Below are 12,893 nucleotides of genomic sequence, written 5' to 3'. Positions count from 1 at the left end.
AGGCGAAGGCAGGGCAGCGGCACGCGCGTCCCTGCGTTCAGCCATGAAGGAAATCATCATCGGTGTGCATCAACCTGCTAGCAATCGGAGCCTGCGAAGAAAGCGTCGACAAGGGACGCCCGCCCACACTCCGGCCGGCGGCACCGTGACCCGAAGGCGGTTCATGCCGGCATCGGCAGGCTAGCACCCCTGCGGCGCAACAGCAACTATATTGCTTTTTGCATGGACGCGGGCCACCCCGGCAGCAGGATGCGAGGGTCGCAAACCGGAAGCGCGCGCGGGCGCTGGTGGCTTGCTGCGGGACTGGCCGCCCTGCTGGCTGTGGTGGCGGTGTTCACCATGGCCGGCGCGGGGCAGGGGGCGCCGGTGCAGCGGGTTCTGCTTCAGCGCGGCCTGTCGGCAGAGACGACGACCGTCTTTGGACCTCCTGACCCCTCGCTGCCGCTGGTCGTCATCGATCCGGGTCACGGAGGGTTCGACCCCGGCGCCTCGGCTCCCGACGGGCGCAGCGAAAAGGATGCGGTGCTGGCGATCGCCCTCGCGCTGCGCGACGAACTCGTCGCGCGGGGCGGCATCCGCGTCGCTCTCACACGGACGGACGACCGGTTCATCTCCCTGAGGGAGCGGCCGGCGCTGGCGCGGCGGCTGGGCGCCGACCTGTTCCTGTCCCTTCACGCCGACTCCGGCGGAGCGGAAGCCAACGCTCTGGGTGCCAGCGTCTACACCTTCGCTCCGCGCGCCTCGAGCAGCGAAGCGGCCCGTTTCGGGGAGCGGGAGAACAATTCGGGCCTGCCGGGGGACAACGGCGCCGGGGATGCGGCTCCGGCCGTTCAGGACATCCTTGCCGACCTGACCCGTCGCGGCACGCGCGCCGATGCCGCCGAATTCAAGCGCCTGCTCGTGCGCGAGAGTGCAGGGGAACTGACCTTCCGGCAGCCTCCGACCCGGTCGGCAGCCCTCATCGTGCTGGCAGCCCCGGATGTCCCCTCCGCCCTGTTCGAGGTGGGCTTCATCACCAATGCGGGAGAAGCGGCGCGTCTCCATTCACCCGAAGGACAGGCGCAGATCGCCAGGGTCACGGCGTCGGCCATCCGCGCCTATCTCGCCCGGCGCGACCGGAGCTGAAGCCGCACCGGGGTCCAGCCTGCGTTTCGTTCTGGCAGCGGCAAGAGACCTCATGCTAAGGCAGCGCGGATCCCATGAACATGACCCGTCCGATGAGCTCCGCGCTGCGCACCACCCAGGCCTCGTTCACAGCCGCAGCGGGCTGGATCGCCGCCCGCTGGCGGAACAGCCGCCCGTTCCGGTGGGCGACGGTGCTGCTTGCCTCGGCGTTCCTCCTCTTCTCGGTCGGCTGGGCCGTGCTTGCGCGCGATCTGCCCGATGCGCGCATGCTGCTGAGCTATCAGCCGGCGCTGCCGACGGTCGTGCGGGGCATCGACGGCGAGATCGTGCACCGCTTCGAACGCGAGCGGCGGGTGCAGCTGCGCTATGACGATCTGCCGCCAGAGCTGATCGAGGCGTTCCTTGCCGCCGAAGACCGGACATTCTTTTCGCATGGCGGCATCGACCTGGCCGGGCTCACGAAAGCCGTGATCGACTACACCAGCAAACTCGGCTCGGGCGAACGGGCGGTCGGCGGTTCGACGATCACGCAGCAGGTGGCCAAGAACATTCTGCTGTCGAACGAGTACAGCGTCACCCGCAAGCTGAAGGAGATGATCCTCGCCCGACGCATCGAAAGCGTGCTGACGAAGGAGCAGATCCTCGAACTTTATCTCAACGAGATCGCTCTGGGCCGCCGCGCCTTCGGTGTCCAGGCGGCAGCGCGCGCCTATTTCGACAAGGACGTCGACGAGCTTGATCTGCCGCAGATGGCCTTCCTCGCCATCCTGCCCAAGGCGCCGGAAACCTACAGCCGCGAGCGGTATTCCGACCGCGCGCTCGCGCGCCGCAACGCCGTACTCGGCCTCATGGCCAGCAACGGATTCGTCACCGAGGCCGAGGCGCGGGCGGCTCAGGCGCGCCCGCTGGGCCTCATCCAGGAGCGGCCGCGCGAACGATCGGCCGATGCCGGCTATTTCTTCGAGGAGGTGCGGCGGGAACTGATAGGACGGTTCGGCGAGGTCGCGGAGGACGGGCCGAACTCTGTCTATGCCGGCGGTCTCTGGGTGCGCACCTCGCTCGACACCGAACTTCAGGACGCGGCCCGCGACGCTCTGCGGGCCGGTCTCCTGCGCTATCACGGCGGGCGCGGCTATGCCGGACCGGTGTCGACGCTCGATCCGGCCAATGGCGATCTCGTCGCGCAGCTCGCCTCGGCCAATCTTGGCATCAGCTACCGCGACTGGCGTGTCGCCGTCGTCACCCAGGCGGGACCGACGCCGGCCATCGCCTTCGCCAACGGCCGCACCGGCGCGCTTGCTGCCGGACAGGCCGCGGTGCGCGCTGGCGACGTGGTGGTCGTGTCGCCGCAAGGAGCGGGCTTCCGCCTGCAGGGTGTGCCGGAGGTGTCGGGCGGCTTCCTCGCCGAGCAGCCATACTATGGTCGTGTTCTGGCCATGCAGGGCGGCTTCGACAGCCGACTTGGCGATTTCAACCGGGCCACCCAGGCGGCGCGGCAGCCTGGCTCCACCATCAAGCCGTTCGTCTACGCGACCGGCCTCGATCACGGCTTCACGCCTGCTTCCGAAGTCCCGGACCAGACGTTCTGCTTCTATCAGGGCGCGGGGCTTGGCGAGAAATGCTTCCGCAACTTCGGCGGCGAGGGCGGCGGCGTGCACACCATGCGCTGGGGCCTGGAACAGTCCCGCAACCTCATGACCGTCCACATCGCCAACGACGCCGGCATGCAGAACGTGGTGGGCACGATCCGCAATCTCGGCATCGGCGACTACCAGCCCTATCCGGCCTTCGCGCTTGGCGCCGGGGACACCACCGTGCTGCGGATGGTGAACGCCTATGCGGCGCTGGTGAACCACGGGCGGCTGAACCCGCCGACCGTCATCGATTTCGTGCAGGACCGCAACGGCAAGGTGATCTGGCGCAGCGACTCACGCGAGTGCCGGGGCTGCAACATGGCGCAGTGGGACGGAAAGCCGATGCCGCGCTTCGGCCTGCGCGGACGGCAGGTGCTTGACGCGCGCACGGCCTATCAGGTCGTGCACATGCTCGAAGGCGTCATCGAACGCGGCACGGCGACGGTGCTGCGCGACCTCGACCTCCCGCTGTTCGGCAAGACCGGCACCACCAACGGCCCGACCAACGTCTGGTTCGTGGGCGGCAACAAGGACATCGTCGCCGGGGTGTATCTCGGTTTCGATCAGCCGCGGAACATGGGTGGCTGGGTGCAGGGCGGCCGCGTTGCCGCGCCCATCTTCAAGGAGTTCGTGCAGAAGACGCGCGACCACTGGACGCGCGAGCCCATCGTCGCGCCGCCCGGCGTGCAGATGGTGCGGATTGACCGCCGGTCGGGGAGACGGGTGTTCGATGCCTGGCCGACGGACGAGCCGCAGGCGGCGGTGATCTGGGAAGCATTCAAGCCGGATACCGAACCGCCGGTCGCTACACGGCAGAGCCAGGTTGCCGCCCGGCGGGAGGAGCTTCTCTCGCTGATCCGCCTCGCGCATTCCGGCGGCTCGGCGGCCGCGCCGCGCGTCCCCGCCGGACGTGAGACGGCGGACACCGAAGACTTCGTGCAGGAGCAGGGCGGCCTGTACTGAACAGGCTCCTCCCTGTCACCGGGGATCGGATGCGCGGCTGTTCTGCGACATTGCCACTCTTGCCGTGCTCGGATAGGCGCGTTGCCGAAACGGACGGAGTTGAAGACCGATGCGGGCCGAGGGCCAGGCACATGTTGAGCGGATCGAGGCGGCGCTGGCGCTCGTGCGCCGATCGCTCGATTGGGAGCAGGCGCTGCGGCGCCTCGACGAACTCGATGCGCGGGTGCAGGATCCCGACCTCTGGAACGACCCGCGGCAGGCGCAGGCGCTGACGCAGGAACACAAGCGGCTGCAGACCGCCGTCGCCACGGTCCGGCAGATCGAGGCCGAGCAGGCCGACGCGGTCGAGTACATCGAGATGGGCGAGGCCGAGGGGGATGATGCGGCCGTGAGCGAGGGGCTCGCCACGCTGGCGCAGCTCGCCGACCGGGCCGACGCCGACAAGGTGCAGGCGCTGTTGTCGGGAGAGGCGGACGCGAACGACAGCTATCTGGAAATTCATGCCGGTGCCGGCGGCACGGAAAGCCAGGACTGGGCCGAAATGCTGATGCGCATGTATGTGCGCTGGGCCGAGCGGCGCGGCTTCAAGGTCGAGACGGTGGAATACCAGGCGGGCGAACAGGCCGGCATCAAGTCGGCGACCCTGCTCCTCAAGGGAGAGAACGCCTATGGATACGCCAAGACCGAGAGCGGGGTGCACCGGCTGGTGCGGATCAGCCCGTACGACAGTGCCGCCCGCCGCCACACGTCGTTCAGCTCTGTCTGGGTGTATCCGGTGATCGACGACAGCATCGAGATCGAGATCAACCCGGCCGACCTGAAGATCGACACCTACCGCGCGTCCGGCGCCGGAGGGCAGCACGTCAACACCACCGACAGCGCAGTGCGGATCACCCACGTGCCCACCGGGATCGTCGTCGCCAGCCAGAACGACCGGAGCCAGCACAAGAACCGCGCCACCGCCATGGGCATGCTCAAGGCGCGGCTCTACGAGCGTGAAATGGCCGCCCGCGAGGAGGCGGCGTCCGGCGAGTACCAGGAGAAAAGCGAGATCGGCTGGGGCCGCCAGATCCGCTCCTATGTCCTGCAACCCTACCAAATGGTCAAGGATCTGCGGACCGGCGTCACCTCCACCGCGCCCGACGCGGTGCTCGACGGCGCGCTCGAGCCGTTCATCTCGGCGGCGCTCGCGCAGCGGGTCACCGGGGACAAGGCGCAGGTTGAAGACGTTGAATGATCCGGACGGTGTTCCTGCTGGCTTTGGCGGCCGCATCGTCGACCCTGGCGGCATGCGACGGGCGGGCGAGTGACCGTCCCGAGACGGCGCGCGAGTTCCCGCGGGCTGACCGGCCGGTATCGAATCTCGGCGCCAACCGCTTTTCGACGGAAACGGCCCGCGACAGCGTGAACGAGGCGCAGGTGGTGATGGACCTTGCCAACATCCGCCCCGGCATGACCGTCGCCGACATCGGCGCGGGCGAAGGCTACTACACGGTCCGTCTAGCCGAACGCGTGGGACCGGAAGGCCGGGTTCTGGCGCAGGACATCGACGCCGACGCCCTGCGCAGGCTTGGTGAGCGGGTCAGCCGGGAGCGGCTCGACAACGTCTCGATCAAGCTTGGCGCTCCGGACGATCCGCGCCTGCCCCCGGGGAGTTTCGACCGCATCTTTCTCGTCCACATGTACCACGAAGTCGCTGAACCCTATGCCTTCCTGTGGAGGTTGTGGGGCGCGCTCAAGCCGGGCGGCGAGGTGATCGTGGTCGACACTGACCGGCCGACCGACGAGCACGGCATCGATCCGCTGCTTCTTCAATGCGAGTTCCGCGCCGTGGGGTTCGAACTCGTGCAGTTCAGCGACAAGCCGAAACTGGCGGGCTTCTTCGCCAAGTTCCGCCCCGCCGCGTCGCGGCCCGAACCGCGGGCCATCCGCCCCTGCCGCCTCGACACGAGGCGCGCTTCGGCGGCAAAGCCTGCGGCACAGCGAGTGAGTATGAACAATGGCATTTAAGGGTTTGAAGCCGATCCTTTATGGCGGCCGCGAGGTGTGGCCGCTGATTGAGGGTGGCAAGGGCGTATCCGCGACCAACCACGCATCTTCCGGAGCGTGGGCTGCGGCGGGCGGCATCGGCACCATCAGTGCCGTCAACGCCGACAGCTATGATGCCGAAGGCCGGATCGTGCCGCAGGTCTATGATGCCATGACCCGCCTCGAGCGGCATCGGCAGCTGATCGGCTATGCCATTGACGGCGCCGTCGAACAGGTCCGCCGCGCGCACGAGATCGCCGGCGGGCGCGGCGCCATCAACATCAACGTGCTGTGGGAGATGGGGGGCGCGCAGGAGGTGCTCGAAGGCGTGCTGGAACGCACCCGCGGCATGGTGGCCGGGGTCACCTGCGGCGCCGGCATGCCGTACCGGCTCGCGGAAATCGCGCAGCGTCACGGGGTTCACTACCTGCCGATCGTCAGCTCGGCGCGGGCATTCCGGGCCCTGTGGAAGCGGTCGTACCACAAGGTTCCCGACCTCATGGCCGCGGTCGTCTACGAGGATCCCTGGCTTGCGGGGGGACACAACGGACTGTCCAACGCGGAGGATCCGCTGAAGCCGGAAGATCCTTATCCCCGCGTGGCGGCACTGCGCGCAACGATGCGGGCCGAAGGGGTGGCGGAGACTGTGCCCATCGTCATGGCCGGTGGCGTGTGGTTCCTGCGCGAATGGAACGACTGGATCGACAATCCCGAGCTGGGCGAGATCGCCTTCCAGTTCGGAACCCGTCCGCTGCTGACCGAGGAAAGCCCGATCCCGCAAGGCTGGAAGGATGCCCTGCGCCACATCGCCCCGGGTGACGTGCTGTTGCACAAGTTCTCGCCGACAGGCTTCTATTCGAGCGCGGTCAAGAACCCGTTTCTGCTCGATCTGATCCACCGCTCGGAGCGGCAGATCCCCTACAGCAAGGTGCCTGCCGGCGAACACACGATGCAGCTCGACGTCGGCGTGCGCGGCAGGAACTTCTGGGTCGCGCCGCGCGACTACAGCCGCGCGCAGGCCTGGTTTGCGCAAGGCTACACCGAGGCGCTCAAGACGCCGGACGACACCATCGTCTATGTGACACCGGAAAGCCGCGACATGATCCGCCAGGACCAGAAGGACTGCATGGGCTGTCTGTCGCATTGCCAGTTTTCCTCCTGGAAGGATCATGACGACTACACGACCGGCCGGCTGGCCGATCCGCGCAGCTTCTGCATCCAGAAGACGCTTCAGGACATCGCCCATGGCGGACCGGTGGAACAGAACCTCATGTTCGCCGGACATGCCGCCTATCGGTTCCGTGACGATCCCTTCTACTCCAACAACTTCACCCCGACTGTTCAGCAGCTGGTGGAACGCATCCTGACCGGCGACTGAGCCGCCGCCGGCCAGCCTGTGCGGCTGTCCGGCTGCCTAGGGGCGCCAGACGAAGGGATGTCTCTAAGGAAAGGGACTGCGACGCGCCGCGGGGGCACGGCGGATGCGTCGTCCGCCTTCTGTCCGTGTGCATCATGCGGTGCGATCAGCCGGCGCGGACCCTTTGCGGCCGGACTGCATTTCCCTGCCATGACCGGCCCACACCCGCACGCAAACCAGACGGGCATCGCCGCCAGCCACTTGCCCGTAGAGCGGCCGCAGGGATCGTGGACGCGTCTGCCAAACGGGGAGGCGGGGAGCGGGCATGAGTGATCAGCGGCAGCCCCTGCGGCTCGGCTTTCCGGTCAAAGTGATGGGGCGGGCGGGGCTCAGGACGCAGGACACCCGGCGCTGGCAGAAGAACCCGCATCTCAAATGCTCGCTCGATCTGCTTCACCCCGTTCTCGACTATCTCGATGAAGAGGACATCCGCATGTACCGGCTTTCCTCGGACATCGCGCCGTACGCCACCCATCCGGAACTTCCGCAGTTCCACAATCAGGTGGCGGACAGCGACGCGGAGCTGAGGGCATTCGGACGCAGGGCGAGGGAGCTTGGCATCCGTCTGTCCTTCCACCCTTCGCAGTATGTGCTGCTGAATTCGCCCGACGACGCGTTGACCGCCAAGAGCATCTGGGATCTGTCGAGCCAGGCGGACATGCTCGACCGCATGGAGCTTGATGACGAGGCGGTGCTCGTCACGCACGTGGGCGGCGTTTACGGCGATCACGAAGCCAGCCGGGCGCGGTGGATTTCCGGGTTCGAGAGGTGTCCCGAACATGTTCGTCGGCGCCTGGTGCTGGAGAATGACGACATCCGCTTTTCTGCCGCGGACGTTCTGTGGATCCACGAGCGCACGGGTGTGCGGCTGGTGTTCGATTACCAGCATTTCTGGTGCCTCAACCCCGAGCGGGTGGACATGCGGAGCACGCTTGAGCGGTTCCTCGCCACGTGGCCGGACGGATGCCGCCCGAAGATCCACTTTTCCTCCCCGCGTACGGAACTGCGCGAGGTCAAGGTGAAACTCACCGCCAGGCAGCGGGACGCGGCGAGAAGCGGAACGCCTTCAGCCCCGAAGGGCGAGATGCTGAAAACACCCGTCAAGGCAGGCGCGCGTATCAAGACGGTGCTGAGGGCGCCGGTCTGGACCGGCCATTCCGACTTCACCAATCCGTTCGAGTTCGCCACCTTCATGCGGATGGCTCAAGGGTTGATCTTCGACGTCATGCTGGAAGGCAAGGCAAAGGACATCAGCCTGCTGCGCCTGAGGCCGGACTTGCTGCGCTTCGCGCCGGATGTCGCCGCCCGCTTCGGAATCACCGAAGACGATGCGGCCCGGCTTGCTGCCGACGAGGTGCGGCTGGAGGCCGGCGCTGCCCGGGATGAGAGCGCCGACGTCGACGAAGGGCTGCAGGACGCGGCTGCATAGGCGCCGCCGCCGCAGGGCCAGGGGGACGCTCCGCTGCCTGTGCGCCTTGCTGAACCTCTCTTGCGAGGCACGCGCCAACCGTCTTACTGCTCGCGCATGCGGTCACTTGCTTGTGTGCTTCTCCTCCTCGCGGCGTTCGCCTTTCCTGAACGGCTCGAGGCGCAGCAGAGAACGGTTCCCTACTGGGCCTCGACCCGGGTGAACGAAGTGAACATGCGCGTGGGGCCCAGTCCGGAGTTCCGGATCGCCTGGATCTACAAGCGCGTCGGCGTGCCACTGCGGGTCGTGCGCGTGCGCGAGGGGTGGCGCCTCGTCGAGGACAAGGACGGCGCGCGCGGCTGGGTGGCGGCGCGGCTGCTGACGGAGGAGCGTACCGTGATGGTCGTGCAGCCTGGCCTGACGCCGATGCGCGAAGAGCCGGACGCGGGTGCCCGTCTGCTGTGGCGGCTCGAACGCGACGTCATCGCGCGGCTCGAAACCTGCGCGGAGGGCTGGTGCCGCATCGCGATCGGCAAGCGCCGCGGCTGGGCTCCTGCCAATCACCTCTGGGGCATCTGACTTCAGCGCGCAGGGCCGCGCGCCATGGGCGCGCGGATCCGCAGCGGCTCCGACAATGCTAGCCTGCGGTTCGCCGCACGCTCGCCCCGTTCAGCGCCCCGCCGCTGCCCTGCATCACGAACGCGCCTGACGCGTCCGGCTGCGAACCGGTGTAGCAGGTTTCGCTTCCGCCCTGCGGAGTGAGGCACAATTGCTGTCCCGACTCCCGCCAGCGGCCACTCTCGGTCTGCGTGCCGTCGCGCGAGATTAGATACGAACCGTCAGCGTTCAGGCGCTTGGTCAGGCGCTGGTTGTCCGTGGTTGTCACCTCGTACACGCCGGCGCTGGCGGACGGAGCAGCGGGCGCCATCGCGCCGGTGGCCGGTGTGGTCGGTTGCGCCTGCTGCTCCTGTGCCGTGCGGTTGTTCTGCCCACAGGCCGCAAGAGCCAGAGTCATGCAGGCGAGCGCGGTTCGCTTCATCTCGGAATCTCCACGAATAAAGCTTCCAAGCGCCCCGCGCGGTGCGATGTTCCTGAAGGGCGCGTTCTTTTCCGCCTGTCAGCAGATCTCGATGGCGAGGGCCGTTGCCTCGCCGCCGCCGATGCACAGGCTGGCCACGCCGCGGCGCTTGTTCTGCTGTTTCAGGGCGTTGAGCAGAGTGACGACGATGCGGGTTCCGCTCGCGCCGATCGGGTGACCGAGCGCGGTCCCGCCGCCATTCACGTTCAGCCGGTCGTGCGGGATCGACAGGTCGCGCATGGCGAACATCGCGACGCAGGCGAACGCTTCATTGATTTCCCACAGATCGACATCGGCCACCTGCCACCCGGCGCGGTCCAGCACCTTGCGGATCGCCCCGATGGGCGCCGTGGTGAAGCGGGCTGGCTCCTGTGCATGCGCGGCCGTGGCCACGATGCGGGCAACCGGCGCCAGCCCCCTGGCACGGGCGACGCTCTCGCGGGTGAGAACGACGGCTGCCGCGCCGTCGGAAATCGACGAGGAGGTGGCGGCGGTGATCGTGCCGTCCTTGGCGAAGGCCGGCTTCAGCGACGGGATCTTGTCGGGCTTTCCGCGGCCCGGCTGCTCGTCGGTGGTGACGCGCGTCTCGCCGCCGCGGCCGGAGACGACCACCGGCACCACTTCGTCATCGAAGCGGCCCGTTTCTATTGCCGCGTTGGCACGGCGCAGCGACTCCACCGCATAGGCGTCCATGTCCTCGCGGCTCATCTGGTACTCGTTGGCCGTGTCCTGCGCGAATGTGCCCATGGCCCGGCCGGCCTCGTAGGCGTCCTCCAGCCCGTCGAGGAACATGTGGTCATAGGCGGTGTCGTGTCCGATGCGGGCGCCGGAGCGGTGCTTCTTCAGAAGGTAGGGCGCGTTGGTCATGCTCTCCATGCCACCGGCGACGATGACGTCCGCGCTGCCGGTGGCGAGCGCCTCGGCGCCCATGATGATGGTCTGCATGCCCGAACCGCACACCTTGTTGACGGTGCTGGCCTGGACGGAAACGGGCAGCCCCGCCTTGATCGCCGCCTGCCTTGCCGGCGCCTGTCCCAGGCCGGCCGGCAGGACGCAGCCCATGTAGATCCGGTCGATCGTGTCTCCGGCCACGCCCGCCCGGTCCACGGCCGCGCGCACGGCGGTTGCGCCGAGATCCGTGGCGGACGCATCGGCCAGCACGCCCTGCATCCCGCCCATCGGCGTGCGCGCATAGGACAGGAGAACCACAGGATCGGACGGACTGAAGGACGGCATGAACGGGAACCTTTCGGTGGCAGCGGAGGCTGGTAAATCAGTGGCGGGTAGCTAATGTCCCCGGCAGATGTTGACAATGCGGAGGTGCAGCGGATGAGCGGAGAGGCGGCGAGAATGCAGCATGTGCTTGAGCGGCAGCGCGGCGCTTTCGTGGCCTCGCGCCCCGAACGGCTCGCCGTGCGGCGCAACCGCATCGAGCGGGCCGTGCGGCTGCTGAAGGACCATGCCGAGGCGCTCTGCGCGGCCATGGCCGAGGACTTCGGCAGCCGGTCGCAGCGTCAGTCCATGATGACGGACATCGCCGGCACGGTGCGGTTCGGCAAGTATTGTCTGAAGCATCTGGAGGGCTGGGCCAAGCCGAGCCGGCGCAGCCTCGACTTCCCCCTGCCGCTTCTCGGTGCCCGTGCCGAGGTGCGCTACGAACCCAAGGGGGTGGTGGGCATTCTGAGCCCCTGGAACTTTCCGGTGAACCTGTCCTTCGGTCCGCTCATGCAGGTTCTTGCCGCGGGCAACCGGGCGATGCTCAAGCCGTCGGAGTTCACCGAGCGGACATCCGAACTGCTCAGGCAGCTTGTCGAGCGCACCTTTGCCGAGGAGGAAGTGGCGGTCATCACCGGCGGCCCAGACGTCGCGCAGGCGTTCTCGGAACTGCCGTTCGACCATCTGGTGTTCACCGGCTCGACCCAGACCGGACGCAAGGTGATGGAGGCAGCCGCCCGCAATCTCGTCCCCGTGACGCTGGAACTCGGCGGCAAGTCGCCGGTCGTCGTCGGCCGTTCCGCCGACCTTGCCAAGGCGGGCGAGCGCATCGCGCTGGGCAAGATGATGAACGCGGGGCAGATCTGCCTGGCACCCGACTATCTGCTGGTGCACGAGAGCCAGGAGGACGCGATGGTCGCCGCCGTCGAGCTTGGTGCCCGCACGCTTTACCCGACGGTGCTCGCCAATGATGATTATGCGAGCATCGTCACCGACCGGCATCATCAGCGTCTGCAGGACCTGGTGGAAGACGCCCGCGACAAGGGAGCGGAGGTAGTCGTCGTCAACCCTGCCGACGAGGACTTTGCCAACAGCAACGCGCGCAAGATGCCGCTCACAATCCTGCGCAAGGTCACCGATGACATGCGCGCCATGCAGGAGGAGATCTTCGGTCCGGTGCTGCCGGTGAAAACCTATTCCCGGACCGAAGAGGCGATCGACCACATCAACGCCAACGACCGGCCGCTTGGGCTGTACTATTTCGGCAACGACCGCGCCGAGCAGGAGGTGGTGCTGGGCCGCACCGCATCGGGCGGCGTCACCACCAACGACGTGCTGTTCCACGTGTCGATGGACGATCTTCCGTTCGGCGGCACGGGCGCGTCGGGGATCGGATCCTATCATGGGCCGGAAGGGTTCCGCGAGTTCAGTCACGCCCGCAGCATCTATCATCAGGCGCGGGTGGACGTGGCCAAGCTGGCCGGGTTCAAGCCGCCGTACGGTCCGGCGACCGACCGGACGGTGCGCATGACGATGAAGTAGGGGTTCGGCCGGGACAAAGGGGGAACGGGCGGCGCTGGCAGCGGCCTTGCGCTCCGTCGGTCTGCGGCGTAGATGCCAGCAGCACATCCAGCCGAACCGGAATCGCTCGTGGTCGACCTGTCGCAGTATCTGCCCATTCTGATCTTCCTGGTGATCGCGCTGGGCCTTTCCACGCTGTTCGTCTTTCTGCCGATGGCGACGGCGAGGCTGACGGGGGTGTACAATCCCACCGCCGAGAAGCTGAGCGAGTATGAATGCGGCTTCCCCGCGTTCGAGGATGCGCGCAGCCAGTTCGACGTCAAGTTCTATCTCGTGGCGATCAGCTTCATCATCTTTGACCTCGAGGCGGCATTCCTGTTTCCCTGGGCGGTCAGCCTCGGCGTGACTGGGTGGGTCGGCTGGACCGGCATGATGATCTTCCTCGGCATCCTCGCCATCGGGCTCGCTTACGAGTGGAAGATCGGCGCACTGGACTGGGACTGA

The 12,893-nt window shown here is 67.4% G+C and carries 11 protein-coding genes; 9 read left to right on the top strand and 2 right to left on the bottom strand.

What is annotated here, in order from left to right; all coding sequences use genetic code 11:
• Positions 1–249 precede the first annotated feature (249 nt).
• The 7 genes from ETO60_RS07475 to ETO60_RS07445 all read left to right on the top strand — a co-directional run bounded on the left by ETO60_RS07475 (position 250) and on the right by ETO60_RS07445 (position 9,154).
• On the top strand, positions 250–1,125 hold the full coding sequence (locus tag ETO60_RS07475) for an N-acetylmuramoyl-L-alanine amidase family protein (RefSeq protein ID WP_130004242.1): 876 nt from the start codon (positions 250–252) through the stop codon (positions 1,123–1,125).
• 74 nt (positions 1,126–1,199) lie between these two features.
• Complete coding sequence (locus tag ETO60_RS07470; protein WP_234026384.1) at positions 1,200–3,722, top strand: penicillin-binding protein 1A; 2,523 nt, start codon at positions 1,200–1,202, stop codon at positions 3,720–3,722.
• 109 nt (positions 3,723–3,831) lie between these two features.
• The gene (gene prfB, locus ETO60_RS07465) at positions 3,832–4,959 is read left to right on the top strand and encodes a peptide chain release factor 2 (RefSeq protein WP_130004240.1); all 1,128 of its coding nucleotides are present in this window, start codon (positions 3,832–3,834) and stop codon (positions 4,957–4,959) included.
• On the top strand, positions 4,956–5,732 hold the full coding sequence (locus tag ETO60_RS07460; protein WP_130004238.1) for a class I SAM-dependent methyltransferase: 777 nt from the start codon (positions 4,956–4,958) through the stop codon (positions 5,730–5,732). Before prfB ends, ETO60_RS07460 begins: the two co-directional genes overlap by 4 nt.
• The gene (locus ETO60_RS07455) at positions 5,722–7,128 is read left to right on the top strand and encodes an NAD(P)H-dependent flavin oxidoreductase (RefSeq protein WP_130004236.1); all 1,407 of its coding nucleotides are present in this window, start codon (positions 5,722–5,724) and stop codon (positions 7,126–7,128) included. Before ETO60_RS07460 ends, ETO60_RS07455 begins: the two co-directional genes overlap by 11 nt.
• 304 nt (positions 7,129–7,432) lie before the next feature.
• A complete protein-coding gene (gene uvsE / locus ETO60_RS07450) occupies positions 7,433–8,596 on the top strand; it encodes a UV DNA damage repair endonuclease UvsE (RefSeq protein ID WP_130004234.1) in 1,164 nt (387 codons plus the stop codon).
• 96 nt (positions 8,597–8,692) lie between these two features.
• The gene (locus ETO60_RS07445; RefSeq protein WP_130004232.1) at positions 8,693–9,154 is read left to right on the top strand and encodes an SH3 domain-containing protein; all 462 of its coding nucleotides are present in this window, start codon (positions 8,693–8,695) and stop codon (positions 9,152–9,154) included.
• Positions 9,155–9,212: 58 nt separating this feature from the next.
• Here ETO60_RS07445 and ETO60_RS07440 read toward each other — a convergent pair whose 3' ends face one another.
• Positions 9,213–9,614 carry a hypothetical protein gene (locus ETO60_RS07440; protein WP_130004230.1) on the bottom strand — a complete coding sequence of 134 codons (402 nt, stop codon included), beginning with the start codon at positions 9,612–9,614 and terminating at the stop codon, positions 9,213–9,215.
• A 78-nt stretch (positions 9,615–9,692) separates the two neighbouring features.
• Entirely contained in the window at positions 9,693–10,889 is a 1,197-nt protein-coding gene (locus ETO60_RS07435; RefSeq protein ID WP_130004228.1) for a thiolase family protein, read from the bottom strand.
• A gap of 54 nt (positions 10,890–10,943) precedes the next feature.
• Here ETO60_RS07435 and ETO60_RS07430 point away from each other — a divergent pair, with 54 nt between their 5' ends.
• Together ETO60_RS07430 and ndhC are read left to right on the top strand one after the other, a co-directional pair.
• Positions 10,944–12,410 carry a coniferyl aldehyde dehydrogenase gene (locus ETO60_RS07430; protein ID WP_390612650.1) on the top strand — a complete coding sequence of 489 codons (1,467 nt, stop codon included), beginning with the start codon at positions 10,944–10,946 and terminating at the stop codon, positions 12,408–12,410.
• Between the two features lie 108 nt (positions 12,411–12,518).
• A complete protein-coding gene (gene ndhC, locus ETO60_RS07425) occupies positions 12,519–12,893 on the top strand; it encodes an NADH-quinone oxidoreductase subunit A (protein ID WP_130004676.1) in 375 nt (124 codons plus the stop codon).

Source organism: Qipengyuania thermophila (assembly GCF_004153605.1).
GTDB classification, from domain to species: Bacteria; Pseudomonadota; Alphaproteobacteria; order Sphingomonadales; family Sphingomonadaceae; genus Qipengyuania_B; species Qipengyuania_B thermophila.
Note: the sequence above shows the minus strand (reverse complement) of the source record. Positions and strands in the feature narration are given on the sequence as shown.